We start from the raw sequence: 24,609 nt of genomic DNA, 5'->3' as shown, positions 1-24,609 counted from the left end.
CGATTGCCGGCCCTTTCTTTTGTTGCCTCAACGTTCGCTGTCCATATGGGCGAGCTGCGCCTCGGGATAGCGGGCGCCCGCGGCGGCGTTTTTCGGAACCGCCAGTTCGATCGCCGCGAGATCGCCCGCATTGAGATGGACGTCGCGCGAGGCAAGGGCTTCCGCCAGGCGGTCGCGGCGGCGTGCTCCGATCAACGGTACAATGTCCTTGCCCTGGGCGGCCACCCAGGCGATCGCGATCTGCGCCACTGAAACACCCTTCTTTTCAGCGATCTGCCTCAGCGCTTCCACGAGGGCGAGGTTCTTGTCGATATTGCCCTCCTGGAAACGCGGGCTCATGGCGCGGAAATCGCCCTTGCCGGCGGCGCCCTTCTCCCAATGGCCACTGATCAGGCCACGTGAGAGAACACCATAGGCCGTGACGCCGATGCCGAGTTGTCGGCAGGCGGGCAGGATCTCGTGCTCGATCCCGCGCGAAATCAGCGAGTATTCGATCTGCAGATCCGAGATCGGATGGACGGCAGCCGCACGACGAATGGTCTCGGCACCGATTTCGGAGAGGCCGATATGCTTGACATAGCCAGCCTTCACCATGTCGGCGATCGCGCCGATCGTGTCCTCGATCGGCACATCGGGATCGAGCCTGGAGGGGCGATAGATATCGATATGATCGACGCCAAGGCGTTGCAGCGAATAGGCGAGAAAGTTGCGAATGGCCTTCGGGCGGGAATCATAGCCGGACCAGTTGCCGGCGGCGTCACGCAAGGCGCCGAACTTGACACTTATCAGGGCCTTCTCGCGCTTTGCGCCCTTCAGCGCTTCGCCGATTAGCATCTCGTTGTGACCCATGCCGTAGAAATCGCCGGTGTCGAGCAGCGTGATGCCAGCCTCCAGCGCGGCGTGGATGGTGGCGATGCTTTCGGCACGGTCGGCCGGGCCGTACATGCCGGACATGCCCATGCAGCCGAGGCCGAGCGCCGAGACCGAGGGGCCGGTCTTTCCGAGTGAAACGCAATCCATTCTCGTTCTCCTTCGACAAGGCCGAAATCTGCCGGCCGTTTGCTCGGTCTCTTGTTTACTTCGCTCTGCGTCGTGCGATAATCCGATATCAACCGAACGCCTTGTACGAAATTTCGCACAATGAACGACCTTCCACTTGCCGATCTCGATGCCTTTACCGCCGTCGCCGCCGCACGCAGCTTCCGCGCAGCAGCCAAGACACGCGGCGTTTCTGCGTCCGCGCTCAGCGAGGCGCTGCGGCGGCTTGAAGCCAAACTACAAGTGCGCCTGCTCAACCGCACAACCCGCAGCGTGACGCTGACGGAGGCGGGCATGCGGCTGCTCGATCGGCTGACGCCGGCGCTCGGCGAAATTGCCGGCGCGCTCGACCAGGTGAACGAGATGCGCGACAGTCCGGCGGGAACGCTGAAACTGAATGTTCCGACCGTCGTCGCCCGGGAGATATTACCACCGATTGTCGGCCGCTTCCTCAGCGAGCATCCGGCAATCGCCCTGGAAGTGACAGCCGAAGACGGGTTTGTCGACGTTCTGGCGGCCGGCTTCGATGCCGGTGTGCGCTACGAGGAACGGGTCGAACGCGATATGATCGCCATACCGATCGGGCCGCGCCGCCAACGCTATGTCACCGCCGCTGCGCCGGATTACCTCGCCAGGCGGGGCATGCCGCAACATCCGCGCGATCTGCTCGAGCACGCCTGCATTCGCCACCGTTTCTCAAGCGGCATTTCTCTTCCCTGGGAATTCGGCGAGGGTGATATGGCACTGACGATCGCACCGCCGGCGGTAGTGACCGCAAATGCGATCGACCTCGAACTCGGTGCTGCCCTCGATGGGCTCGGGATCATCAGAACCTTCGAAGAGTTCGTCGCCCCCGCAATCGCCGCGGGGCGGCTCGTGCCCATCCTCGGCGACTGGACGACGAGCTTTTCCGGACCGTTTCTCTACTACGCAAGCCGCAGACATATGCCGGCGGCGCTGCGCGCCTTCGTGGATTTCCTGCAGCTCGAACAGCGGCGCAAAAACGGCTGACAAGCGGCTGCACGTCAACCGACGTATCAACCACCGCGATAGTCCCATCAGATAATTTGAGTTGTTCACGGATTGTTTCGGCCGAAATGATCCGTTACACCTAAATTGGTCGCGTTGTTCACGTTCTGTCCCTGTCCTCGGGGCAGCGCTCGGGGGGAGGAGTTGCATGCTCGACGAGAAGTTTGTGCGACGTGGTCTGTTCCTCGTCTTTCTCATCCTGTTCCTGGATATCATCGGTATCGCGATCATCGTCCCGGTGCTGCCGACCTATCTCGAGGAATTGACCGGTTCGGGCGTCAGCGAGGCGGCGATCGATGGCGGCTGGCTGCTGCTCGTCTATGCGGCGATGCAGTTTCTCTTCGCCCCGCTGATCGGCAACCTCAGCGACCGCTTCGGACGGCGCCCGGTACTGCTTGCGTCCGTCTTCACCTTCGCACTCGACAATCTGATCTGCGCGGTCGCCACCAGCTATTGGATGCTGTTCATCGGTCGTGTTCTCGCCGGCATCAGCGGCGCGAGCTTCGGCACGGCCTCGGCCTATATCGCCGACATCAGCCATGACGGAAACCGCGCCAAGAATTTTGGGCTGATCGGCATCGCCTTCGGCACCGGATTCGCGCTCGGCCCCGTGCTTGGCGGCCTGCTCGGCGAACTCGGCCCGCGGGTGCCGTTCTATGGCGCTGCAGCACTATCCTTCCTCAACTTCATCCTCGGCGTGTTTCTGCTGCCGGAAACGCTGGACCGTGCCCATCGCCGTCGTTTCGAATGGAAACGCGCCAATCCGCTCGGCGCCCTCAAGCAGATGCGCAACTATCCGGGCATCGGCTGGGTCGGGCTCGTCTTCTTTCTCTTCTGGCTCGCCCACTCCGTCTATCCGTCGGTCTGGTCGTTCGTATCCAACTACCGCTATGGCTGGAGCGAGGGGCAGATCGGGTTGTCGCTGGGCATCTTCGGCATCGGCGGCGCGTTCGTCATGGCCGTTATCCTGCCGCGCATCGTGCCACGGCTCGGCGAGTGGCGGACAGCGGCGCTCGGCCTGGCCTTCACGACGCTCGGCGCTATTGGCTATGCCGGCGCCTGGCAGGGATGGATGATCTATGCGGTGATCATCGCAACCGCGCTCGAAAGTCTCGCCGATCCGCCGCTGCGCAGCATCGCGGCCGCCCATGTGCCGCCTTCGGCACAGGGCGAGCTTCAGGGGGCGTTGACCAGCATCGGCAGCATCACAACCATCATCGGCCCGCTGATCTTCACCCAGGCCTTCGGCTACTTCACAAGCCCCAGCGCTCCCGCCGCCTTCGCCGGCGCCCCCTATGCGCTGGCGAGCTGCTTCCTCGTCGGCGCGCTCATCGTCTTCCTCATGAAGATCCCGAGTAGCAGGGCGGTCGCACCGCAGGGCACGGAGACTGCCGAGCCGGTCACGGTTGCAGCGCCGGAAGCGGCCGAGGCAGTCGAGCGTTCGCGAGTGCACGGAAATTGATCAATTTTCGTGATCTATCGATGAAAGTTTGAGCAACCTCGCCCTTGCGGCTGGCTCTTTGCCCGGCGGTATTCTATCTCCGGTTTTCCTCCCTCCGATCTTTAGTTGCGGCCTGAGGCCGTATCGACTGCCAGGAATCTGCCATGCTGACCGCAAATGCGAGCCCTACGTCTTTGACGACCGACAATTCCTGGCGGACGCATTATCGCGCGAGTTTCTATCTTGGCGTCCCGTTCATCGGTGCCCAGCTCGCCCAGCTCGCCATCAACACGACGGACGTGCTGATGGTCGGCAAGCTCGGCGCGACCGAGCTTGCGGCCATCATTCTCGCGACGCAGATGTATTTCACGGTCTATGTCTTCGGGAACGGTTTTGCCAACGCCGTGGTGCCTATGGCGGCCCAAGCCGTCGGGCGAGGCGACAAGGTCTCGGTGCGCCGTTCCGTGCGCATGGGCATGTGGGTGGTTCTGCTTTACGGCGTCCTGACGGCGCCGGTGCTCTGGATGGCCGAGCCGATCCTGCTTTTTGCCGGGCAACAGCCGAAGGTCGCAGCACTCGCAGGCGAGTACATCCGCATTGCGCAGTGGGCGATCTTTCCCGGTCTCATCTTCATGGTGCTCCGCGCCTTCCTGAGCGGGCTGGAGAGGGCAGGCATCATTCTATACGTGACGCTGGCAACCCTCGTGCTCAACGCCCTGCTTTGCTACGTCCTGATTTTCGGTCATTTCGGCTTTCCGAAACTCGGCATTTTCGGCGCAGCCGTCGCCGCCCTCGGCGTTGCCGTGCTCGGAGCGGCACTGACGATCGCCTACATCAAAAGCAAGCCGGAGCTCAACCAGTACGAATTGTTCGTGCGCTTCTGGCGCCCCGACTGGGTGGCGTTTCGCGAAGTCGTCTTTCTCGGCATTCCGATCTCGCTGACAATCCTTGCGGAGGTCAGCCTCTTCACGGTCGCGTCGCTGCTGATGGGGACCATTGGCACGGTCGAGCTTGCGGCCCATGGCATCGCCCTGCAGTTCGCCTCTATCGCTTTCATGATCCCGCTCGGTCTCGCCCAAGCCGCAACCGTGCGCGTAGGTCTTTCCTATGGGCGCGGCGATCTCCTGGGCGTGCGCCGGGCGGCGATTGCGTCGCTCGTGCTCGGCGCCGGCTTTGCCATCGTCGGCAGCGCGATCTATGCGCTTTTCCCGAGCCAGCTCGCCGCGCTCTATCTCGACACCGAGCGGCCGGACGCCGCCGCGGTTCTTGCTTTTGCCGCGCCGCTCATCGTCATTGCCGGCGCTTTCCAGCTCGTCGACGGCATGCAGGCGATCGCTGCCGGCATGCTGCGCGGGCTGAAGGACACCAAGGTACCCATGCTGCTGGCATTGATCTCCTATTGGCCGATCGGCTTTGTGTGCGCCTGGGCCTTCGCCTTCCTGTTCAACTTCGGCGGGATCGGTGTCTGGTTCGGCTTCGTGCTCGGGCTAGCCGCTGCGGCCGTGCTGTTGAATTGGCGCTTCTTCCGCATGCTCAACGCCATGTCGGCAAAGGCTGCCGCCATGGCGACCCACTGAGCGGTATGTAGAGTGGAGGCAAAGAAAAAGCCGGACGGGCAGGGGATGCCGTCCGGCTTAGAATGGCGACCGCCTCAGGGGAAGGGAACGGCGTCGCCTACTACCAAGCTTCGATGACGAAGCCTCGAAACCGCTAGACGTTGAAACCGTCGAGCCGCTCCGAACCCTGGCGATCGCGCTGGAGGTCGCGTATCGTTCGGGCGAAATCGATCAAGAATACGAAACTGATAACCGCTGCCGCGATCATGAACAGGGTGGCCATGACGCCCTCCATCAATGGAAGATCTTCTGGGTCGCGAATTTATCGCGCCGGTCACGGGACTCGTCGCGAAGTCCATGTATCGTCGCAAAGAGCATCGCGAAAAACATCGCCATCGAAAACAGAGCAAGTCCCATAGCCGTAATCCTTTCGCGTCCTAAACGGCAGTACGTTCGAAAAAGTTCCGTTGTTTACTGCGCTACACTAGCGTTTTGCGTGTGAAGCACCTTTGAACATGGCATTCATCTAGCATTCATTCTTTCTGCCCCGCTGTTTCCCAGGGAACAGCCTCTGGCTCTCGGCACAACTCTTGCGATCCGTCGCCGTCCATGACAAAAGGCATCACCAAACGGAAACAGGTGCGATGACCACGGCATTTTATCCCGGCTCCTTCGATCCGATGACGAACGGGCATCTCGACGTGCTCGTGCAGGCGCTGAACGTGGCGGCGAAGGTTATCGTCGCAATCGGTATCCATCCCGGGAAGGCACCGCTTTTCTCCTTCGAAGAGCGTGCAAGTCTCGTCCGTCAGTCGCTTCAGGAGTTTCTGCCCGACAGGGCCAGTGACATCGACGTCGTCGCCTTTGACAATCTGGTTGTCGACGCGGCACGCGAGCGCGGCGCGAAACTGCTGGTGCGCGGACTTCGCGACGGCACGGACCTCGATTACGAAATGCAGATGGCCGGAATGAACCGGCAGATGGCCCCCGACATCCAGACACTATTCTTGCCCGCAGGCACGGCATCGCGGCCCATTACGGCCACATTGGTCCGCCAGATCGCGGCCATGGGCGGTGACGTCAGCGCCTTCGTGCCCGCGGCAGTTTACCAAGCACTGCAGGCCAAACGCCGCGCTTGAAGCGCGGCACCCTTTACACCACGCAGGGAGAAACCATGAAAATCCTCCACCTCGCTTTTGCCGGCGCGCTTGCGCTTGCCTCCTGGACGGGAACGGCATTCGCACAGTCGGCCGACAATTTTCTCACGATCACGCTCAAGGATGGGCCTGTCGTCATCGAGCTGCGTCCCGACATTGCCCCGAAGCATGTCGAGCAGATCAAGGCGCTTGCGGCCGCCGGCGAGTATGACAACGTTGCCTTCCACCGCGTGATCAAGGGCTTCATGGCCCAGACTGGCGACGTGCAGTATGGCGACATGGAAAACGGCTACCAGCCGCAGGCTGCCGGTACCGGCGGATCGTCGCGGCCTGACCTGCCGGCCGAATTCTCCGACGTTCCGTTCGAACGCGGCACGGTCGGCATGGCCCGCTCGCAGGATCCGAACAGCGCCAATTCGCAGTTCTTCATCATGTTCGCACCGGGCGACTTCCTGAACGGCCAGTACACGGTCGTCGGCAAGGTCGTTTCGGGTATGGAGAACGTCGACAAGATCAAGCTCGGCGACGACGCCAACAACGGCTCCGTTACCGATCCCGACCGCATGATCAGCGTCAAGGTCGGCAAGTAAAGTCAAACAGAAGGAGAAAACCCATGGCCGAGATCAAAGATCCGGAAAACACGATCATCATGGAGACCACCAAGGGCAAGATCGTTATCGAGCTTCTGCCTGACGTCGCTCCGGGTCATGTCGCCCGCATCAAGGAACTGGCTCGCGAAGGTGCCTATGACGGCGTGGTGTTCCACCGCGTGATCGAGGACTTCATGGCGCAGACCGGCGACGTTCAGTACGGCAAGACCGGCGGCGAACACTTCAACCCGGCGCGTGCCGGCATGGGCGGCTCCTCCAAGCCGGATCTGAAGGCTGAATTCTCGAACGTCAGCCACATCCGTGGCACCTGCTCGATGGCCCGCAGCCAGATGCCGAACTCGGCAAACTCGCAGTTCTTCATCTGCTTCACCGATGCCCCCTGGCTCAACAAGCAGTATTCCGTTTGGGGCCAGGTCATCGAAGGCATGGACAATGTCGACAAGATCAAGCGCGGCGAACCGGTGCGCGATCCCGACACCATCGTCTCCATGCGGGTTGCCGCCGACGCCTGATTTGCGCTAATGCACAAACCCGCCCCGGTCGCCAACAGCGCCGGGGCGGGTTTGCTTTTGTCTGAAGAAAACAATGCGCGTAGACCTGTTCGACTTCGACCTTCCGGAAACCTCGATTGCGCTTCGGCCCGCAAGCCCGCGCGACAGTGCCCGCATGCTCGTCGTCCGCCCTGACGGCACAGACGTTCTGTCCGACCAGGGCGTGCTCGATCTGCCGTCTTTCCTTAAGGCAGGCGACGCGCTGGTCTTCAACGACACCAAGGTGATCCCTGCACAGCTCGAAGGCATTCGCCGCCGGGGCGAGGAGATCACCACACCCGTTTCGCTGACGCTGCACATGCGCGCGGCACCGGATTGCTGGAAGGCCTTTGCCCGCCCGGCACGGCGCCTCAAGATTGGTGACCGCATCGCCTTCGGCCACGGTAGCACGAGCTGCCTTCTTGGAACGCTTGACGCGACGGTGGAAGAAAAGGGCGATGCCGGCGAGGTGACGCTGCGTTTCGACCTCTCGGGCCCGCCGCTCGACGAAGCAATCATGGCTGTCGGCCATATTCCCTTGCCGCCTTACATCGCCTCGAAGCGCGCCGAGGACGCACAGGACCGCGCCGACTACCAGACCATGTACGCCCGGGAGGAGGGCGCCGTTGCGGCCCCAACCGCTGGTCTGCACTTTACCGACCGGCTTTTCGCCAAACTCGACGAGGCTGGCATCGAGCGGCACTTCGTGACGCTGCATGTGGGAGCGGGCACGTTCCTGCCGGTCAAGGCCGATGACACCGACGACCATGTGATGCACCAAGAGATCGGCTACGTCGACGCCCGCACGGCCGAGCAGCTGAACGCCATCAAGGCGAAGGGCGGCCGCATCGTCTGTGTCGGCACGACCTCGTTGCGGCTGATCGAAAGCGCAACTTCGGAAGAGGGCACCGTCAAGCCGTGGTCCGGGCCAACCGGCATCTTCATCACACCCGGCTATCGCTTCCGCGCCGTCGACATGCTGATGACCAATTTCCATCTGCCGAAATCGACGCTGTTCATGCTGGTTTCGGCCTTCTCTGGCCTCGAAACGATGCGCGCGGCATATATGCATGCGATCGAAACCGGCTACCGCTTCTATTCCTATGGCGACGCCAGCCTGCTTTTCCGGAAAGACTAGATGACCGAGACCTTCCAGTTCAAACTGCACAAGACTGATGGCAAGGCCCGTCGCGGCGAGGTTTCCATGCCGCGCGGCACGATCCGCACGCCCGCCTTCATGCCGGTCGGCACAGTCGGCACGGTCAAGGCGATGTATCTCGACCAGGTGAAGGACCTCGGCGCCGACATCATTCTGGGCAATACCTATCACCTGATGTTGCGGCCCGGCGCAGAACGCGTCGCGCGGCTCGGCGGTCTGCATGGCCTCATCCGCTGGCAAGGGCCGATCCTGACCGATAGCGGCGGTTTCCAGGTCATGTCGCTCGCCGGCCTTCGCAAGCTCGACGAGCAGGGCGTCACCTTCAAGAGCCATGTCGACGGCGCGCTCTTCCACATGTCGCCGGAACGCTCGATCGAAATTCAAGGGTTGCTCGACAGCGATATCCAGATGCAGCTCGACGAATGCGTGGCGCTGCCGGCCGAACCGAAGGAAATCGAGCGCGCGATGGAGATGTCGCTGCGCTGGGCCGAGCGCTGCAAGGTCGCCTTCGGCGATCAGCCGGGCAAGGCGATGTTCGGCATCGTCCAGGGTGGCGACATTCCGAAGCTGCGCGAACGTTCGGCCGAAGCGCTGAAGGGTCTGGACCTCAAGGGCTATGCCGTTGGCGGTCTCGCCGTCGGCGAACCGCAGGAGGTGATGCTGCGCATGCTCGACATTACCTGCCCGATCATGCCTGTGGACAAGCCGCGCTATCTCATGGGTGTCGGCACGCCTGACGATATCCTGCGGTCCGTGGCCGAAGGCATCGACATGTTCGACTGCGTGATGCCGACCCGCTCGGGGCGCCATGGCCTGGCGTTCACGCGCCACGGCCGCATCAACCTGCGCAATGCGCGCCACGCTGAGGACATGCGCCCGCTCGACGAGCAATCTTCGTGCCCGGCAACGCGCGACTATTCGCGTGCCTACCTGCATCACCTGATCCGCTCGAACGAATCGCTCGGTGGCATGCTCTTGAGTTGGAACAACCTGGCCTACTACCAGGAGCTGATGGCGGGCATCCGCCAGGCGATCGACGAAGGCCGCTTCGCCGACTTCATGGCCGAGACGCAGGAAACCTGGCGGCGAGGGGACCTTCCGCCGGTCTGAGACGCGATAGCGCTCAGATCTCCGGCCCCGGCGCCGACTGCAGCATCATCACGGCATTGATCTTGTAGCTGCCGTCCGGCTGCTTCACGAGTTGATAGAGCGCGGTCCAGTCCTTACCATCAGGGGCTGAGATCAGCACTTCCTGGATCACTTGGTCGCCCACGACTTTCGATCGGCCGAAGGCGAAATTGCCGGGCCGATAAACCGGCCGGTAGCCGCGCTTGACCATGTCGAAAAAAGCGGTCTTGTCGGGGAACTTTCCCCGGATCTCAGGTGAGGCGAAAGAATAGGCCGTCTCTGCATCGTCGTGCAGAAAGGCCGCGATCTGTTCTTGAATGATGGCGCGTGCCGTATCGACAGGTTCTTCCGCGCGCGAAGCGCTCATGCCCGCCAGTTGAGCCGCCAGACCGAGGGCAATAGCAAGGGTCCTGAACATCGCCGATCTCCATAGCCGCAATGAAAGACCATAGGACAGTCGCGGCTTTTGGAAACAGGAGCTTTGGTGGCAGCTTCAGATAGTTGCTCAGATCTGTCTATGTAAATCGTGTTAATTCAATTTGTTGTCTGGTGATATGAAAGTCAGATATTAGATATCATAAGTTGGTGATGTCCGCGTAATGGCGTGCGCAGGCTGGCGGCGGCGAAGCGCCCTCTGCCAATGGGCGATCTAGTTGAACGTTGTCGCCATCCATTTCTGCCATTTCGGCTCGCTGTCTTTCGCGCGCGCCTTGGCACCGTCTCCATAGTGATAGAGCGCGATGCTGGCATTGGTGCCTTCGCCGGTCGAATAGCTTCCGATGAGCGCGATGCCGGCGCCGGGTTCCTTCAGGCGCAGCAGCAGATAGCGTTGCTTGGTGTCCTGCTGTACCCGTTCGACGATGCCGGCAAGGCGTTCGGGCCGTGGTGGCGTGCTGCGCTCCTCGCCGACATTGGCGCCGAGAAGTCCCAGCGCTTCGGTCAGGCGTTCCCAGACTCTTGCCTGCGGTTCCCCGGTTGAAACCATGGCGAAGCTGCTGACCGCCTTCTCGCCGGCGAAATGTGCGAGATAGATCTTCAGGATCTCGAAGAACGCCGGCCATCCGCCCTCGAAGCCTTCCAACTGGTCGTCCCAGTCGTCATTCGCTGTGAACAGCGAATGCACCATGCGCAGCACGCAGCGATCGCCGGAACGCGCCGTGACGGTGATTTCGGTTGCGACCGGCGGCGCGCCCTCGCTCCACTCGCGTTCCACATAGGCAAAGCGGGCAGGCGGCTCCCAATGCGTCACCTCGCCGGTCGAGCTGCCGTTCGGACCGAAGTCGAAGGCGATCTTGCCTCCGACCCGCTCATCGATTTCCGTCTTGGTGAACCAGGCATTGTTGCCGCTGCCGGTTGCGATCGCCCGCCAGACCTCTTCGGGCGAGCCGGGCACGATCAGTTCCATTTCAACCCAGCGCTTTCCGCTGCCATCCTTCTTGATCGGCATGGGTTATCCTTTCAGGAGTTGGTGTCGTCGGGTTCGCCCTTGGCTGCGCTCTCGTCGCTTGGCGCAGGGTAGGAGGCGATGATGAGCCGGTGCGGCCGGGCGTCCGGCGCGCCTTCGTCGTGGTAGCGCGCGGCGAGCGCGCTCACCGCCTGGGCGAGATCGGCGGTAAAGGCGGCGCGCTCCGCAGGCGAACGAAAGTTGATCACGGTGTCGATCGACAGCGTCGCTAGGCGCTTGTTTTGCGTGCGGGCGCTGCACAGCAGTCCGCCGACCTCACGGACCATGCGGGCCGCCAGTGCGACCAGATAGCTCGCAGATAGGCGATCGCTGCTCCGCCCGGGGTCGGCAGCAATCGGCCCCAGCGCCGCCGGCGAAACTACATAGGACGTGGCGGTTGCGACCATCAGGCGCTCGGTCAACCCGCCCCAGCGGCGTTGCTCTGCCGGTTCTATCAGTTTGTGCTCTTCGAGCGCACGCAGATGGTAGTTGACCTTCTGGCGCGTCAGCCCCACCCGCACAGCCAGCGCGGCAGCCGATGCGGGCGCGGCAAGTTCCGCCAGCAAACGGGCCTTAATCGGCTCCAGGGCAAGTGCGGCGGCGGCCGGCGCGTCTATGACATCGAGATCGAGCATGGTGCAATCATCGCCTTGACAGATTTTTTTGTCAAGGCGATGATTGCACCTAATGCGGGTAGGGGAATGCCGAGTGCCCGCTGACATGCACGACCTCAGCTATGCGGAGCCTTCCAACCATTCAGGCTCGCCCAATGGAGCCAGCCATAAGGAAAGGCGCTGAGCCGGGTTAGGTTCCCGGTTGAGCTTCTCCACGCGACGCGACGCTAACGTTTGCCGACCGCTTGGCAGTTCGTCGTTTTTCTCTGAATGTCACCACCCAAGGTGGCGGGAGGCAATGTATCGATGGGAGCGCGCCGATGAATGCCGGAACGATCGAGATTTACCGCCCACGTGATGTTTCCACCCTGGGCGACTGGAACATCGGCGGTCTCAAGCTCAAAGCCTGTGGCCTTGCCGCCGATGGCAGGCGCATCGATGACGCGATGGTTACGCTGGCTCAGTCATTCGTCCGACAGGACGTCATTCCGTGCATGGCGGCCGGGGGCGATAGCAATGGTCTCGGCTTTGTCATCCCAACCCGGCAGACTATCGGAAACTCTATACGGCTTCTGAGCCGATGGATGCTGCAAGGAGACCGGTCATTGCCTGTGTTTGGGAATTGGCGCTGATCAACGCCGAGCAGGAAGCCTGGCGAAAGACACTGATGAAAGACAAACCTGATCCATTGGCCTACATGGAAGAGCGTGCCGCGTTTGGGACGGCTTGAGCGCCAGGGGCGTGCCGCAAGTGACGAGGGCGCGCTTTGCGCAAACGTTGGAGAGAGGGTCGCATGTCATCCTTGAATCCGCCCGGGGGAGATCCTAACTGAAGTGCAACACGCCGGTTTTCAGGGTAGGGGTTCAGCCTCCCTCTTGCAAATGTGCGCGGAACACTTCGGCCGGCGTCCTGTAGTCGAGGCACTTTCGCGGCTGGTCGTTGAGATGGCGAGCAAGCTGGATGAGCTTGCGTTGCGACACGCCTGCAAGATCGGTATCGCCTGGCATGTATCGACGGATGCGCTTGTTGATGTTTTCCACGGCACCTTTTTGCCACGGTGCACTGGGGTCACAAAACCAGCTCCGCGCGCCGATGCCATCTTCCAAAGCCCTGAATCCGGCAAACTCCGTGCCGCGATCAAAGGTGAAGCTCTGCCGGGCAAAGGCTGGCAAGGGAGAGAACGTTTCGATGATCTTGTCCATGATCGGCCGCGAGTGCCGGCTGTGGTTCTTGATCATCACCGTGTAGCGGCTCTTGCGCTCGATCAGTGAGGTCACGTTGGCGTTGCCCAGGTCACGTTGGAAGATCAACAAGTCGCCTTCCCAATGCCCGAACTGCGAACGATCACCAATGAAATCGGGACGTTGCGATATCCTGCAGGCAGCGGGAAAAGTGCCGCCGCGCGGTTTCCTCGCGCCGCGGGGACGGCGTTTGCGGCGGCCTTCCGTCAGATGCTGATAGAGCTCCAGCGCCTGATCGTCCTTGCCGTAGATGAAGCGATAGATCGTCTCGGTGCAGACCCGCACGGCGCTCACGCCATCGGCGAGCAGACGACCGGCGATCTGTTGCGGGGACCACAGTGCCTTCAGCTGCTCGATCACCAGTTCGCGCAATCGCGGGTGCCGCACAAGTTTCCTCAAACGCTGCCGCCGCTCTTTGCGGATGTCGTCAGCAACGGTCGGGAAGTAACCGCTATAGTCGGGCAGCTCGCGATCGTGGAAGGTGTTGCGCCGGATCTCACGGTAGATCGTCGATCGATGACGCCCGAGTTCGCGCGCCATTTCTTTGATCGGCAGTTTGCGTTCGACAAAGTGGAAGAGCCGGCGTCGATCGGCCAGATTCAGCTGCGAATAGCGGCGGGACATGCCAAAATCTCCAAGGGGAAACCATTGAAATCATTGGCATGTCGCACTTGGAAATAGAATGTACCCGGCTACAAATAAAGATCACATAAGATAGATTATGGAACTACTCCATATGCCGGAAAACATGGATTGCGGCCAATCCTTGCCTTGCCGAGCTTGACCCGGCCTTTGCAGCCTGCTTAGCGTTCCGGCACCGAACACCACTTTCAAGGCCAGATGCGATGAGCGAATTGCGCGTTCTTACAGATGCTTTCATTCCGGAACTGCCAAACCGCTACAAAGGCAAAGTTCGTGAAAACTACGACCTGCCCGACGGCAATCGCATCATCATCGCCACAGACCGGCTCAGCGCCTTCGACGTCATCCTGACATCGATTCCGAACAAGGGTCATGTGCTGACGCAGACCGCGCGCTACTGGTTCGAGGAAACGGCCGACATCTGCCCGAACCATGTAGTCAGCTATCCGGATCCGAATGTCGTCATCGGCAAGCGGCTCGACATCCTGCCGGTCGAGGTCGTCGTTCGCGGTTATCTCGCCGGAACCACTAGCACCTCGATCCTGACGAAGTACCGCAACGGCGAGCGCGAGATGTACGGCATTACCTTGCCGGACGGCATGCGCGACAATGAGAAGCTGCCCCAGGCGATCATCACGCCCACCAGCAAGGCTTTCGACGGCGGCCACGACGAGCCGCTTTCGGCTGAAGCGATCCTCGAGCAAGGACTGCTGACGAAGGAACAGCTCGACACGGTCTGGCAATATGCGCTGGCTCTGTTCGCCCGCGGCCAGCAGCGTGCCGCCGAGCGCGGCCTGATCCTCGTCGATACCAAGTACGAGTTCGGCACCGACGAGAACGGCACGATCATTCTTGCCGACGAGATCCATACGCCCGACAGCAGCCGCTATTGGATCGCCGACAGCTACCAAGAGAGCTTCGAGCGCGGCGAACGCCCGAAAAGTTTCGACAAGGATTTTGTCCGCGCCTGGGTCACCGCGCGCTGCGATCCCTACAAGGACCCGATCCCGGAAATTCCTGTTGATCTCATCGAGCAGACCTCGGCAGTCTATATCGAGGCCTTCGAGAAGATCACCGGCAAGCGCTTCGTTCCGGATCTTTCCGGCGCCACGGTTCTGGATCGCATCCGGGCTAATCTCGTTCCATATTATTCCAAATAAATCAGTATATTAGATAGGAATATTAATCTAATTTACGTGTCAGCGGATGCCGGATCGTCGACATCGAATTCGAGCTGCATCATGTCATAGGCCGGCTCGATATGGTCGGGCGTTTCGCTCTGAACCATGTCGTAGTCCAGCGGCACATGCATGTGCGTGAGCACCGCCCGCTTCGGCTGCAGCCTGGCGATCCAGCCGAGCGATTGTACCAGCGACAGATGGCTCGGATGAAACTTGTACTGCAGCGTGTCGATCACCAGCAGATCGAGGCCGCCGAGCTTAGCGACGGTCTCCGCCGGAAAATCACTGACGTCGCTGCAATAGGCGAAATCTCCGACGCGGAATCCGAGAGAATGGATGTTGCCGTGAAACTGCATCAGCGGCCGGAACGCGATCGGCCCGCCGGCGCCCGATATCACCACGGGCGACAAATCGTCGGGAATGATCCGCGGCTCGACGATCGGCGGATAACCGCTGCCGGGCGGTGACTCCAGGCAATAGCCGAAGCCCTCGCGGATGCGCCCCATCGTATAGGCATCGGCCCAGATCGGCACCCGCCTCCGGTTTTCAATGACGTAGCCACGCAGATCGTCGATGCCATGCAGATGATCGGCATGCGAATGGGTGTATAGCACCGCATCGATGTGGCGCACCTGTGCGGCAACCATCTGGGCACGGAAGTCCGGCCCGGTGTCGATGACGACAGTCGTCTTGCCGCCATCGGGCGCAGTCTGCTCGACGAGCAATGCAGCGCGCAAGCGCCGGTTCTTCGGATTGTCGGGATTGCAGACGCCCCAGTCACCGGTGATCCGCGGCACGCCAGGCGACGACCCGCAGCCAAGAATGGTGAAGGCGCGCCGGAACGCCACGTCAGAGCCTCGGCATCTTGGAGAAGATGCGGAAGGCGTTTTCCGCGGTGATCGTTGCGATTTCCTCCGTGCTTACGCCGATCGTTTCGGCGAGCACGGCGGCCGTATGGGCAACGTAAGCCGGCTCGTTGCGCTTGCCGCGGAACGGCTTCGGCGCGAGATAAGGCGCGTCGGTCTCGACGATCATGCGGTCATGCGGCACGGTCTTGGCGATTTCGCGCAGCTCTTCGGATTTCGGGAAGGTCAGGATGCCCGAGAACGAGACGTAGCCGCCGAGTTCGACGCCGACACGGGCGAGGTCAGGACCGGACGAGAAACAATGCAGAAGGAAAGGGAAGGCCCCCTTCCCTGTTTCTTCGGTCAGGATCGCCGCCATGTCCTCGTCGGCCGAGCGGCTGTGAATGACGAGCGGCAGGCCCGTCTCGCGTGCCGCGGCGATATGACGGCGCAGGCCCTCTATTTGCGCGTCACGCGGCGCGTTGTCGTAGAAGTAATCGAGACCCGCCTCGCCAATCGCCACCACCTTCGGATGCGCCGAAAGCCGAACGAGATCCTCCGTCGTGATGTCCAGTTCCTCGTCCGCATTGTGCGGATGGGTGCCAACGGAACAGAAGACGTTTGGGTAGGCTTCGGCGATCGCGAGGATCATCTCGAACCGCTTCACGCGGGTCGAGATCGTGATCATCTGCTCGACACCCGCCTCGCGCGCCCGCGCGACGATGGCATCACGCTCCGCTTCGAAATCGGGGAAGTCCAGATGGCAGTGGGTATCGATCAGCATGCTCAAATGCCTTTTTGCGCTTCCGGTGCCACATAGCGCGGGAACACTGGCTTCGGCGCTTCGAGCGGCGTTCCCGAGACCAGACGCCCCGCCTCGCCGAGGGCTGCAAAGTCGCGCTTGTCGGCAGGTGCTGCCACCAGGTCGAGCAGCTTTGCCGAGGATCCCGGCATGAACGGCTGAAGCAGTATGGAGATCTGGCGCACGACTTCCGCCGTGACGTAAAGCACGGTGCCCATGCGAGCCGGATCGGTCTTCTTCAGCGCCCAGGGCTCCTGGCCGGCGAAATAGCGGTCCGTCTCGGAAACAACGGCAATGATGGCCGCCAGCGCCCGGTGGATCATCTGCTTGCCCATCTCGTCGCGCGTAATCTCATGCAGCGCGTCGGCGGCGGCCAGCATCGCCTTGTCCTCGTCGGTCAACGGACCGCAGACCGGAACCTGTCCGTCGCAGTTCTTGACGATCATCGACAGCGAGCGGCTCGCCAGATTGCCGATGCCGTTGGCGAGGTCGGAGTTGATGCGGGTCGCTATCCCCTCCTCGCTGTAGCTGCCGTCCTGGCCGAAGGAGACTTCGCGCAGGAAGAAGTAGCGGATCTGGTCGAGGCCGAAATGCTCGACAAGATTGAACGGATCGACGACGTTGCCGAGCGACTTAGACATCTTCTCGCCCTTGTTGAGCAGGAAGCCGTGGGCAAAGACGCGCTTGGGCAGCGGCAGGCCGGCCGACATCAGGAAGGCCGGCCAGTAGACCGCGTGGAAGCGGATGATGTCCTTGCCGATCACATGGATGTTCGCCGGCCAGAATTTGGCACGCGGTCCTTTGGGATCGTCGAGATAGCCGGTCGCGGTGATGTAGTTCGTCAGCGCGTCGACCCAGACATACATGACATGCGCCGGGTCGTTCGGGACCTTGATGCCCCAGTCAAAGGTCGTGCGCGAAACCGAGAGGTCCTTGAGGCCGGACTTCACGAAGGAGATCACTTCGTTGCGGCGCTCCGCCGGGCCGATGAAGTCAGGGTTTTCCTCATAGTGCTTCAGCAGCTTGTCCTGGTATTCGGACAGCTTGAAGAAGTAGCTCTGCTCCTCGACCCACTCAACCGGCGTTCCCTGCGGCCCGTAGCGCACGCCGTCGTCGCGCAGCTCCGTCTCGTTCTCCTGGTAGTAGGCTTCATCGCGCACCGAATACCAGCCGGCGTAGGAGTCCTTGTAGAGGTCGCCCGCCTCGCCCATACGGGTCCAGATGTCCTGTGACGCCTGGTGATGGCGCTGCTCGGTCGTCCGGATGAAGTCGTCGTTGGACGCGTTCAGAACCACGGCCATTTTTTGGAATTCGGCTGAGTTGCGGTCGGCGAGCTCCTGCGGCGTCACGCCTTCCTTACGCGCGGTCTGCTGCATCTTCTGCCCGTGCTCGTCCGTTCCGGTCAGGAAAAACACGTCACGTCCATCGAGGCGCTGGTAGCGCGCCATGGCATCCGTCGCGATCAATTCGTAGGCGTGGCCGATGTGCGGCTTGCCGTTCGGATAGGAGATCGCGGTGGTGATGTAAAAGGGGGACGTGTCTCTCATAGGCGGATTCGATCTATCTCGGATTAAGCTACGCACGCTCTTAGCGCATACGCCGCAAGGAAGAAACATGCGATCCGTGAAAAGCCCGGGCCGCGCGATCGTCGTCGCTGCTCCCAGCCTTGCGCGCTTAGCACGCGCCGATTAGAACAAAACAGAAACAAACTGAAGGACGAATCATGCTGGAACGGCTTGGCAGCCAAATTGAAACTGCGTCCGCCGGCTATGCCGGCGCGCACGGCATAGAACGTGATCCCGATTGGTTCATCCTGAAGATGCAGGAGGAATTGGGGGAGTTGACGCAGGTCTGGAACAAGCTCAGCGGCCGCGGTCGGCGCCACGGCGTATCGACGGAGGAACTCACAGCGCTGATGGCCGACGAGACCGCCGATCTACTCGGGCATGTGCTGCTGTTCGCCCACCACCACAAGCTCGACCTCCGCGCGGCGATCGAGCGCAAGTGGCGCTTCCAGGCCGCGCTATAGCGCCGCCTTCATGTCATCGAGCAGCGACAGGATGGTCTGCTTTCGATCGAGATTGTAGGCGTCGCTGACCGTCAAGCGCTCAGTCACGGAGACAGAAAGCCGCGCGAAGCGCTCGGCGCGCATGATGTCTCCAGCGATCGCAGCCTCCCGCGCGTCACGCATGATGCGGTCGCTCGCGAGCGCCTGGAAAAATTCGAAGATCGTTTCGCTGTCCTTGCCAGATAGTACGTCTGCCAGCTTGTGCATGTCCTTGCGCACCGACGGGCCCTGCCCTGCGAGGATCCCTTCGAATGTCGCGGCGATCTCCAGCCCGCCGTAATTGATGAGCTTCAGCGCTTCGGCGACGCTGCCATTGGCGGCCGCAATGATGCGCTCGGAATTCTCGCCCTCGAGATCGAAACCGAGATGCGCCAGAGCCTGGCTCAGCGGCGCCGCGTCGAGCGGCTTCAGCCGCAACGGCAGGCAGCGCGAGCGGATCGTCGGCAGCAACTTTCCGGGCGCATGCGTCAGCACCAGGAAGAGCGAGCGGCGCGGCGGCTCCTCGAGGATCTTCAGGATGGCATTGGCCGCATTGCGGTTGAGATCGTCGGCCGGGTCGATAATGACGATGCGCCAATTGCCGGTACCGGACGTCTGGCTGAAGAATTTTCCGGCCCGCCTGACCTCGTCGACCGTGATCGCGCCCTTCGCCCGGCCCGTCTTCTCATCGATCGGGCGCGTCAGGTGCAACAGATTATGCGAAGCGCCCGAGGCAAGCTGGCGCCCAATGGTGGAAGCCGGATCCGGATCGGAAATCGTTTCAGGCGCTTCCGCGGGCTCGGGATGTTTCAGGATGTGATGCGCAAAGCGGAAGGCAAGGGTCGCCTTGCCGATCCCCTCCGGTCCTTCGATCAGGATCGCGTGGTGTCCCTTGCCGGAGCGATAGCTCTGCGCGAGGAATGCTTCGGCCTGCTCGTGGCCAAAGAGCCGATTGTTCTCGGCGGGCGCGATGGCGCCATCCAGGACGCCGGCTCGTTCGCTCATGACACCACTTCCTCGGCCGACGTATCGGTGCCATCGCCATGCGGCAGGAGGGTCTCGACGAGCGAAAGTACCTCGGCGGCTATGGCCTCGACAGGCTGTGTCGCATCCACGACGCGGCATCGCTCGGAATCGCGTCTGGCGATGTCGAGAAAGGCATCCCGCCGCTTCTCGTGCGTCTCGAGCTGTTCCTTCTCAAAACGATCGGGATTGTCGTCGCCGGCGCGGCGCTGCGCCCGCTCGAGGCCGACGCTGGCCGGCAGATCGAAGATCACGGTCCGGTCCGGGACCACGCCGTTGATCGCCACACGCTCGAGGCTCTCGACGAAGCTCTGCTCCAGGTTCCCGGTAATGCCTTGATAGACGCGCGAGGAATCCATGAAGCGGTCGCAAAGCACGATAGTGCCCTTATCGAGCGCCGGCCGAATGACCTCTTCGACATGATCGCTGCGGGCGGCGGCAAAGAGGATCGCCTCCATCCGCACCCCGAAAGCCTCCGCGGCGCCAGAAAGCAGCACGTGGCGCACCGCTTCAGCGCCAGCTGAACCACCGGGCTCCCGTGTCGTCAGCACTTCGCAGCCGCGCGCGCGCAGCGATTCGGCGAGAAGACGGAGCTGCGTCGACTTGCCGGCGCCTTCCCCGCCTTCGAATGTTACGAACAGACCCTTTTTCAGCGACACCATGCGTTCCCATATCGGCATGCGACCCCGATCACGCTGAGTTCAGGTCGAATCGACCTCGTGACCGGTTCTAATAGGTTAGAGCGGGGTGGGGCGGAAAACTGCGCGAACCATCCTCATCCCGCTCCGGCTCTGTTTAGCCGATTGGTCGGCGCTGTGAAACCGTCAGGTGGCGATGAATTGGCGGGAACTTCCCCTCGCCTTGGCTTGCTGTCGCTAAATCCAGAAGAACAGCAGTTCCTGCAGCGCATCGAGGGCACGGCTGGTCAGCGTGCCCTGCCCGACGGCGCTCGCGGTCTTGACCGGCACTTCACGCAGCAGTTTCTCGCCGTTCCACAATTTGACGACGCCGACCTCCGTTCCCGCCGTCACCGGCGCCCGCAAGGGCCACTTGTAGACGATGCGCGCCGTCAACCGATCCGGATTGTCGACCGGCAGCAGCACGTCGACCGGGCCGCCGGCAACCAGCGCGACATGGGAGGCATCGCCGCCATAGACGGCCGCCTCGCCGATCGCTTCCCCATCGGCAAAGATCCGCTTCTTTTCAAAGGCAGACATTGCCCAATCGAGTACCTTGCGACTCTCTTCGATGCGTTCCTTGTCGGTCTCGAGACCGCCCATGGCGAGATAGACCCGGCGGTCGCCGCGCTGGAGGGAAGCGGCGAGCGAAAAGCCGAAACCTTCGGCAAAACCGGTCGCCAGACCATCAACGCCGATATTGGCCGAGATCAGCGGGTTTTTGTTGCGTTGCAGGATCTTGTTCCATTCGAACTCCGGCTGCGAATAGAGCCGATAGAGATCCGGATGAGCCTCGTGGAGATGCCGGATGAGCGTCACCAGTTCGCTCATCGTGATCTGGTTGCCTGGATCGGGAAGCCCGGTCGCGTTGCGGAACGTTGCGACCGGCATGCCAAGCTCGCGAGCGCGCGCCGTCATCCGTTCGGCAAAGGCGCCCTCGTTGCCGGTCATGCCTTCGGCAAGGATGATGCAGGCATCGTTGGCAAGCTGCACTGCAACGCCTTGCAACAGGTCGGCGACGCGGATGCGGGATTTCAACGCGGCAAACATCGTCGAGGTGCCGGCGGGTGCGCCACCGGTACGCCAGGCATGCTCGGATACTTCGAAGGTGGTTTCGGCCGAAAGCTCACCCTTGCCGATAGCCTCGGCCACGACTTCCATCGTCATCAGCTTGGCTAGTGACGCGGGTGGTATCGGTTGGTTTTCGGCGCGTGAAAAAAGCACGGTGCCGGTTTCGGCATCAACAAGCAGGATCTGCTTTGCCTTGGTGTCGAAGGCAGGCGCCGGTGCCTGCGCGAGTGCGACACCGGCAAGCAGCGAAACGCCGAAAAACAACGCCGAAAACATCTTCATGCGCATGGGAAACTCCGGTTTCCCGTCGGGCATAGCAGCGTGGTCATTTTGGCACAACGCCGCCTGTGCTTATCGGACAGAACCGCTTGCTTTCTGGCGCTTGGCGTAATCGACGATTACCTGCGGCGTCAGCTGCTTCTTGTCGACCATGATCGCTTCGAACGGCGATTCGGCATCGCTGACGCGAACTTCGTAATAGGCGGCCGCATAGGCCATGTTGCCGTTCGGCATCGGGATGTATTCGGGACGCTCGCGCGGGATCGGGCCGATTTCCGGCAGCATGACGAACTCATTGAACGACTGCGGCTGGGCGAACTGCGGCACGGGAGCGGCAAGTGCCGTCACCGGCTCGCTGACGTCGAGCGAGGCCTTTGCGGGAACGGTGATCGTGCCAAGGCTCTGATTGCGGAACGGTTCGTTCGAGGCAACCATGACGCCGGTCGCGATCTGGCCTTCCGGCATCACGCTCGGCCCACGTTGACCCTTCTCGACGTAGGACGCCATCAGATAGGGCATGTCATTGCCTTCAAGCGGCGCGCGACCGACATATTGTACCCGGACCTGCGCACTGCCCTTGCGCTTGATGTCAAGCATGTCGGCCGTCTTCGAGGACACGTCGATGATACGACCGTATTCATAGGGGCCACGATCGTTGACGCGCACGATGACCGAGGTGCCGTTTTCCATATTGGTGACACGCGCGTAGCTCGGCAACGGGAATGTCGGGTGCGCGGCCGACAGATGGGCCTTGTCATAGACCTCGCCGTTGGCAGTCAGGCGGCCGTGAAACGCCGAGCCGTACCAGGAAGCGACACCCGTCTTGTTATAACCGAAGTCTTCCTTCGGCTGATACCACTTGCCCTTGACCTGATAGGCCTTACCGACCTGGAAGCGTCCGCCGCCCTTCGGGATATTGTTGCCGGTGGCGACACGCGGGCTCGCCTTTACGCCGTAGACCGATTCAGGAAAGTATTCCTTGCTCCGTGCGGTTTTCTTGAGGCTCGATGTGGAGCCACAGGCTGCAAGCGTTACGCACAGCGCAGGAATAGCTGCAAGGCGCAGTCCCTTGACCAGATATGCCGCATTCTTACTGGAGGTCATCTGTCCCACAACATCGATCGAATAAGCCGTACTCGAAACCTTCCGCTCTTGCCCCCAGCGGAAATCTCGGCGTCCCGAAACGGAACAGTCGATTAAACATGACAGCAACAAGGCGAAAATGCGAACTCATCCACAGTTCAGCGCCTGATTTCATGCATTATGGTTTACAGATGGTTACCATCCGACCGGGCGCGTGCTCTCCAATACGGCCGTGGAGAAAATCTTTCAGCGATGCATGTTAAATCTTGCAAAGCGACAGGGCTTCGCGCAATAACGCCGTGCCCGGTAAGCAGTTAGCTGCGAAACTCGTGCAAGGACAGGTGGCCGAGTGGTTTAAGGCTCTGGTCTTGAAAACCAGCGTACGGGAAACCGTACCGTGGGTTCGAATCCCACCCTGTCCGCCATTCTCCCAAGGAATATAGACCGACCAACAACCGCCATCGGCGGTGCCGTTTCATCTCAATAGGGCCCCATCGGCAAGGTTGAGTTGAATTTCCGATACCGCGGCTGGTTCGCCGCAGGCAGAAGGAACCGGCGTTCTCCGTCCTCAACGCAACCCGATTGCCGGAGGCCTGCAAGAAGCCCGGAATTCGACAATGCTAGAGGCTGAACGGGTCGCGCGCTGATCGCTTCTCGCTCGGCGCATTGAACGGATCGGCCTTCTTCTCCTTGGACTTGCGCCCTTCGTCGGCGATGATCTCATCCACGGCGCGCTGGCACTTCATGAGTTCGTCTGCCGCCGGACCGGTGCCACGCAGACTGAGATTTGCGATCACGCGTTCGTCGAAGGCGATCGCCAAAGCCCGTTTGCGCACGAAGCCTGTGAGGAATTCGGGATCGGTGACGTTCACGAAGAGGAACTTGCCGTTCTCGTCTCCGGCGGCGGTCGCCGAAGCGCTCCAGGGATCGCTCTTGTCTAAGCGAAACGTCAGGTCATAGTCCTTGCCGATCTCGAGCGACTTCCAGTCGTCGCTGGCGAAGCTCATATAGAGTGGCGATTCGGAGCCCTTTGGATAAAACCCCAGGCGCAGCGTGACCCCGCCCTCGAACATCGACGTGATGAAACACGAGCCTTCCATCGACGTGTCGGAAGCAACGGTCCAGCCGCCGACTTCCTTCCACTTGATGATCTCGGCCTCTTCAGCCACGGCCGGCCCCGTCACCATCAGACAGCCCACCAACCCGAACAGCAATCTACGCATGCAAAGCCCCCGTTTGCGCGCATTTTGATAGGTCGCCGCGTGACTGTCGAGGGTGGGCGACCCGTACCCACGCAATATTTAGGAATATTCACCTCTCGTGCAGACCGATGCTCACGCCAGGGAATTACATGGCGAAGGGATCTTTCGACGACTTGGTCTGGCCGCCGCCCGCAAACGGGTCATTGTTCGGCGCATTACTGCCGGCGCCCGCAAAGGGATCGGCGGCCTTCCCCTGCCCGCCGTTCGGCATCAGCGCGTTCACGGCCTCCTGGCATTTGAACATCTCGCTGACGGCCTTCATCGAATCACGCAGACTGAGGCTCGCCACCACGCGCCCTTCGAACGCCAGCGCCAGCGTATTCTTGCGCACGAATTCGGTGAAGAAATCTGTATTGGAGAAATTGACGACCAGGGCCTTCGAACCCGTGAGGTCCACGCCGAACGCAACGGCCGGCCACTGGCGGCCGCGGTCGAGCTGCAAGGCGACGTCATACTCCCTTTGAGGCTCGATCGATTTCCAGGTAGCATTGCCGATCGAAAGAAACGCCAGGTTCGCCGATCCCCTTGGATAGAAGCCGATACGAAGGATCGCGCCGGCGTCATAGCTCGTCGCCGCGTAGCACGAGCCGCCCAAGGACGGATCGGAACCGACCGTCCAGGCATTGATCCGCTTCCAGATATTCGAACGACCTTCTTCAGCAGAGGCCGCTCCGGCCGCCGCCAACAGACCGAGAACCGCCAACGACAATCTATGCATGCAACCACCCCACTTTCCCCGCAAAGTTATC

The 24,609-nt window shown here is 61.5% G+C and carries 26 protein-coding genes and 1 tRNA gene; 12 read left to right on the top strand and 15 right to left on the bottom strand.

Translation table 11 applies throughout. The features are described from left to right. Positions 1–27 precede the first annotated feature (27 nt). Entirely contained in the window at positions 28–1,020 is a 993-nt protein-coding gene (locus LAC81_RS07970) for an aldo/keto reductase (RefSeq protein ID WP_223727386.1), read from the bottom strand. Positions 1,021–1,140: 120 nt separating this feature from the next. Between LAC81_RS07970 and LAC81_RS07965 the strand changes: the two genes are divergently transcribed. The 3 genes from LAC81_RS07965 to LAC81_RS07955 all read left to right on the top strand — a co-directional run bounded on the left by LAC81_RS07965 (position 1,141) and on the right by LAC81_RS07955 (position 5,085). Further along, positions 1,141–2,049 (top strand): LysR family transcriptional regulator, encoded by a 909-nt coding sequence (locus LAC81_RS07965; RefSeq protein WP_223727385.1) that lies wholly within the window; start codon positions 1,141–1,143, stop codon positions 2,047–2,049. Positions 2,050–2,215: 166 nt separating this feature from the next. Further along, on the top strand, positions 2,216–3,529 hold the full coding sequence (locus LAC81_RS07960; protein WP_223727384.1) for a TCR/Tet family MFS transporter: 1,314 nt from the start codon (positions 2,216–2,218) through the stop codon (positions 3,527–3,529). A 143-nt stretch (positions 3,530–3,672) separates the two neighbouring features. Beyond that, complete coding sequence (locus tag LAC81_RS07955) at positions 3,673–5,085, top strand: MATE family efflux transporter (RefSeq protein WP_223727383.1); 1,413 nt, start codon at positions 3,673–3,675, stop codon at positions 5,083–5,085. 133 nt (positions 5,086–5,218) lie between these two features. Here LAC81_RS07955 and LAC81_RS38305 read toward each other — a convergent pair whose 3' ends face one another. Then, positions 5,219–5,347, bottom strand: a complete 129-nt coding sequence (locus LAC81_RS38305) for a hypothetical protein (protein ID WP_255571450.1) — start codon at positions 5,345–5,347, stop codon at positions 5,219–5,221. 361 nt (positions 5,348–5,708) lie between these two features. Between LAC81_RS38305 and coaD the strand changes: the two genes are divergently transcribed. The 5 genes from coaD (at position 5,709) to tgt (ending at position 9,631) form a co-directional block, all read left to right on the top strand. Next, positions 5,709–6,203 carry a pantetheine-phosphate adenylyltransferase gene (gene coaD / locus LAC81_RS07950; RefSeq protein WP_223727382.1) on the top strand — a complete coding sequence of 165 codons (495 nt, stop codon included), beginning with the start codon at positions 5,709–5,711 and terminating at the stop codon, positions 6,201–6,203. A 35-nt stretch (positions 6,204–6,238) separates the two neighbouring features. Beyond that, entirely contained in the window at positions 6,239–6,811 is a 573-nt protein-coding gene (locus LAC81_RS07945) for a peptidylprolyl isomerase (protein WP_223727381.1), read from the top strand. 23 nt (positions 6,812–6,834) lie between these two features. Next, the gene (locus LAC81_RS07940; RefSeq protein WP_113538809.1) at positions 6,835–7,344 is read left to right on the top strand and encodes a peptidylprolyl isomerase; all 510 of its coding nucleotides are present in this window, start codon (positions 6,835–6,837) and stop codon (positions 7,342–7,344) included. Positions 7,345–7,417: 73 nt separating this feature from the next. Then, a complete protein-coding gene (gene queA / locus LAC81_RS07935) occupies positions 7,418–8,500 on the top strand; it encodes a tRNA preQ1(34) S-adenosylmethionine ribosyltransferase-isomerase QueA (protein ID WP_223727380.1) in 1,083 nt (360 codons plus the stop codon). Further along, a complete protein-coding gene (tgt, locus tag LAC81_RS07930; RefSeq protein ID WP_223727379.1) occupies positions 8,501–9,631 on the top strand; it encodes a tRNA guanosine(34) transglycosylase Tgt in 1,131 nt (376 codons plus the stop codon). It begins immediately after the preceding gene. A 13-nt stretch (positions 9,632–9,644) separates the two neighbouring features. On the opposite strand, the gene LAC81_RS07925 is transcribed toward tgt, so the two are convergent. The 3 genes from LAC81_RS07925 to LAC81_RS07915 all read right to left on the bottom strand — a co-directional run bounded on the left by LAC81_RS07925 (position 9,645) and on the right by LAC81_RS07915 (position 11,728). Next, entirely contained in the window at positions 9,645–10,067 is a 423-nt protein-coding gene (locus LAC81_RS07925) for a DUF4864 domain-containing protein (RefSeq protein WP_223727378.1), read from the bottom strand. 231 nt (positions 10,068–10,298) lie between these two features. Next, entirely contained in the window at positions 10,299–11,096 is a 798-nt protein-coding gene (locus LAC81_RS07920; RefSeq protein ID WP_223727377.1) for an SRPBCC family protein, read from the bottom strand. Between the two features lie 11 nt (positions 11,097–11,107). Then, positions 11,108–11,728, bottom strand: coding sequence for a helix-turn-helix domain-containing protein (locus LAC81_RS07915; RefSeq protein ID WP_223727376.1), 621 nt, complete (start codon positions 11,726–11,728; stop codon positions 11,108–11,110). A gap of 299 nt (positions 11,729–12,027) precedes the next feature. Here LAC81_RS07915 and LAC81_RS07910 point away from each other — a divergent pair, with 299 nt between their 5' ends. After that, positions 12,028–12,339 carry a hypothetical protein gene (locus tag LAC81_RS07910; protein WP_223727375.1) on the top strand — a complete coding sequence of 104 codons (312 nt, stop codon included), beginning with the start codon at positions 12,028–12,030 and terminating at the stop codon, positions 12,337–12,339. 231 nt (positions 12,340–12,570) lie between these two features. Here LAC81_RS07910 and LAC81_RS07905 read toward each other — a convergent pair whose 3' ends face one another. Continuing rightward, the gene (locus tag LAC81_RS07905; protein WP_223727374.1) at positions 12,571–13,572 is read right to left on the bottom strand and encodes an IS30 family transposase; all 1,002 of its coding nucleotides are present in this window, start codon (positions 13,570–13,572) and stop codon (positions 12,571–12,573) included. Between the two features lie 221 nt (positions 13,573–13,793). Between LAC81_RS07905 and LAC81_RS07900 the strand changes: the two genes are divergently transcribed. Beyond that, positions 13,794–14,750 (top strand): phosphoribosylaminoimidazolesuccinocarboxamide synthase, encoded by a 957-nt coding sequence (locus LAC81_RS07900; RefSeq protein WP_419195808.1) that lies wholly within the window; start codon positions 13,794–13,796, stop codon positions 14,748–14,750. A 32-nt stretch (positions 14,751–14,782) separates the two neighbouring features. Here the strand turns inward: LAC81_RS07900 and LAC81_RS07895 are convergent, their stop codons facing one another. From LAC81_RS07895 to metG, 3 genes are read right to left on the bottom strand one after another with little or no spacing between them, the layout of a single operon-like run. Next, the gene (locus tag LAC81_RS07895; protein WP_223727373.1) at positions 14,783–15,619 is read right to left on the bottom strand and encodes an MBL fold metallo-hydrolase; all 837 of its coding nucleotides are present in this window, start codon (positions 15,617–15,619) and stop codon (positions 14,783–14,785) included. Position 15,620: 1 nt separating this feature from the next. Further along, positions 15,621–16,400: a TatD family hydrolase gene (locus LAC81_RS07890; RefSeq protein ID WP_223727372.1), complete on the bottom strand. Its 780-nt coding sequence runs from the start codon at positions 16,398–16,400 to the stop codon at positions 15,621–15,623. Between the two features lie 2 nt (positions 16,401–16,402). Next, on the bottom strand, positions 16,403–17,965 hold the full coding sequence (gene metG / locus LAC81_RS07885) for a methionine--tRNA ligase (protein WP_223727371.1): 1,563 nt from the start codon (positions 17,963–17,965) through the stop codon (positions 16,403–16,405). Positions 17,966–18,141: 176 nt separating this feature from the next. Here metG and LAC81_RS07880 point away from each other — a divergent pair, with 176 nt between their 5' ends. Then, positions 18,142–18,447: a pyrophosphatase gene (locus LAC81_RS07880; RefSeq protein WP_223727370.1), complete on the top strand. Its 306-nt coding sequence runs from the start codon at positions 18,142–18,144 to the stop codon at positions 18,445–18,447. Here LAC81_RS07880 and LAC81_RS07875 read toward each other — a convergent pair. The 4 genes from LAC81_RS07875 to LAC81_RS07860 form a co-directional block, all read right to left on the bottom strand. Next, positions 18,442–19,470 (bottom strand): DNA polymerase III subunit delta', encoded by a 1,029-nt coding sequence (locus tag LAC81_RS07875; protein WP_223727369.1) that lies wholly within the window; start codon positions 19,468–19,470, stop codon positions 18,442–18,444. The two genes, LAC81_RS07880 and LAC81_RS07875, sit on opposite strands and share 6 nt — an antisense overlap. After that, entirely contained in the window at positions 19,467–20,147 is a 681-nt protein-coding gene (tmk, locus tag LAC81_RS07870) for a dTMP kinase (RefSeq protein WP_223727785.1), read from the bottom strand. The genes LAC81_RS07875 and tmk overlap by 4 nt, the downstream gene beginning before the upstream one ends. Before the next feature lie 216 nt (positions 20,148–20,363). Continuing rightward, positions 20,364–21,524 (bottom strand): D-alanyl-D-alanine carboxypeptidase family protein, encoded by a 1,161-nt coding sequence (locus LAC81_RS07865; RefSeq protein ID WP_223727368.1) that lies wholly within the window; start codon positions 21,522–21,524, stop codon positions 20,364–20,366. Positions 21,525–21,587: 63 nt separating this feature from the next. Then, complete coding sequence (locus tag LAC81_RS07860) at positions 21,588–22,619, bottom strand: septal ring lytic transglycosylase RlpA family protein (RefSeq protein ID WP_223727367.1); 1,032 nt, start codon at positions 22,617–22,619, stop codon at positions 21,588–21,590. Between the two features lie 314 nt (positions 22,620–22,933). On the opposite strand from LAC81_RS07860, the gene LAC81_RS07855 reads away from it, so the two are divergent. Further along, positions 22,934–23,023 (top strand) — tRNA-Ser (locus tag LAC81_RS07855). 195 nt (positions 23,024–23,218) lie between these two features. Here the strand turns inward: LAC81_RS07855 and LAC81_RS07850 are convergent. Together LAC81_RS07850 and LAC81_RS07845 are read right to left on the bottom strand one after the other, a co-directional pair. Next, positions 23,219–23,821, bottom strand: coding sequence for a hypothetical protein (locus LAC81_RS07850; RefSeq protein ID WP_223727366.1), 603 nt, complete (start codon positions 23,819–23,821; stop codon positions 23,219–23,221). Between the two features lie 124 nt (positions 23,822–23,945). Continuing rightward, the gene (locus tag LAC81_RS07845) at positions 23,946–24,545 is read right to left on the bottom strand and encodes a hypothetical protein (RefSeq protein ID WP_223727365.1); all 600 of its coding nucleotides are present in this window, start codon (positions 24,543–24,545) and stop codon (positions 23,946–23,948) included. Positions 24,546–24,609: the final 64 nt, after the last annotated feature.

The sequence above is a fragment of the Ensifer adhaerens genome (assembly GCF_020035535.1).
Taxonomy (GTDB): Bacteria; Pseudomonadota; Alphaproteobacteria; order Rhizobiales; family Rhizobiaceae; genus Ensifer.
This window is presented reverse-complemented; position numbering and strand designations above follow the sequence as displayed.

Bases quoted from the DNA above. Each gene is read 5' to 3' on its own strand.
- LAC81_RS07970 (WP_223727386.1), bottom strand. From the start codon at position 1,020: ATGGATTGCGTTTCACTCGGAAAGACCGGCCCCTCGGTCTCGGCGCTC.
- LAC81_RS07965 (WP_223727385.1), top strand. From the start codon at position 1,141: ATGAACGACCTTCCACTTGCCGATCTCGATGCCTTTACCGCCGTCGCC.
- LAC81_RS07960 (WP_223727384.1), top strand. From the start codon at position 2,216: ATGCTCGACGAGAAGTTTGTGCGACGTGGTCTGTTCCTCGTCTTTCTC.
- LAC81_RS07955 (WP_223727383.1), top strand. From the start codon at position 3,673: ATGCTGACCGCAAATGCGAGCCCTACGTCTTTGACGACCGACAATTCC.
- LAC81_RS38305 (WP_255571450.1), bottom strand. From the start codon at position 5,347: ATGGCCACCCTGTTCATGATCGCGGCAGCGGTTATCAGTTTCGTATTC.
- coaD (WP_223727382.1), top strand. From the start codon at position 5,709: ATGACCACGGCATTTTATCCCGGCTCCTTCGATCCGATGACGAACGGG.
- LAC81_RS07945 (WP_223727381.1), top strand. From the start codon at position 6,239: ATGAAAATCCTCCACCTCGCTTTTGCCGGCGCGCTTGCGCTTGCCTCC.
- LAC81_RS07940 (WP_113538809.1), top strand. From the start codon at position 6,835: ATGGCCGAGATCAAAGATCCGGAAAACACGATCATCATGGAGACCACC.
- queA (WP_223727380.1), top strand. From the start codon at position 7,418: ATGCGCGTAGACCTGTTCGACTTCGACCTTCCGGAAACCTCGATTGCG.
- tgt (WP_223727379.1), top strand. From the start codon at position 8,501: ATGACCGAGACCTTCCAGTTCAAACTGCACAAGACTGATGGCAAGGCC.
- LAC81_RS07925 (WP_223727378.1), bottom strand. From the start codon at position 10,067: ATGTTCAGGACCCTTGCTATTGCCCTCGGTCTGGCGGCTCAACTGGCG.
- LAC81_RS07920 (WP_223727377.1), bottom strand. From the start codon at position 11,096: ATGCCGATCAAGAAGGATGGCAGCGGAAAGCGCTGGGTTGAAATGGAA.
- LAC81_RS07915 (WP_223727376.1), bottom strand. From the start codon at position 11,728: ATGCTCGATCTCGATGTCATAGACGCGCCGGCCGCCGCCGCACTTGCC.
- LAC81_RS07910 (WP_223727375.1), top strand. From the start codon at position 12,028: ATGAATGCCGGAACGATCGAGATTTACCGCCCACGTGATGTTTCCACC.
- LAC81_RS07905 (WP_223727374.1), bottom strand. From the start codon at position 13,572: ATGTCCCGCCGCTATTCGCAGCTGAATCTGGCCGATCGACGCCGGCTC.
- LAC81_RS07900 (WP_419195808.1), top strand. From the start codon at position 13,794: ATGAGCGAATTGCGCGTTCTTACAGATGCTTTCATTCCGGAACTGCCA.
- LAC81_RS07890 (WP_223727372.1), bottom strand. From the start codon at position 16,400: ATGCTGATCGATACCCACTGCCATCTGGACTTCCCCGATTTCGAAGCG.
- metG (WP_223727371.1), bottom strand. From the start codon at position 17,965: ATGAGAGACACGTCCCCCTTTTACATCACCACCGCGATCTCCTATCCG.
- LAC81_RS07880 (WP_223727370.1), top strand. From the start codon at position 18,142: ATGCTGGAACGGCTTGGCAGCCAAATTGAAACTGCGTCCGCCGGCTAT.
- LAC81_RS07875 (WP_223727369.1), bottom strand. From the start codon at position 19,470: ATGAGCGAACGAGCCGGCGTCCTGGATGGCGCCATCGCGCCCGCCGAG.
- LAC81_RS07865 (WP_223727368.1), bottom strand. From the start codon at position 21,524: ATGCGCATGAAGATGTTTTCGGCGTTGTTTTTCGGCGTTTCGCTGCTT.
- LAC81_RS07860 (WP_223727367.1), bottom strand. From the start codon at position 22,619: ATGACCTCCAGTAAGAATGCGGCATATCTGGTCAAGGGACTGCGCCTT.
- LAC81_RS07850 (WP_223727366.1), bottom strand. From the start codon at position 23,821: ATGCGTAGATTGCTGTTCGGGTTGGTGGGCTGTCTGATGGTGACGGGG.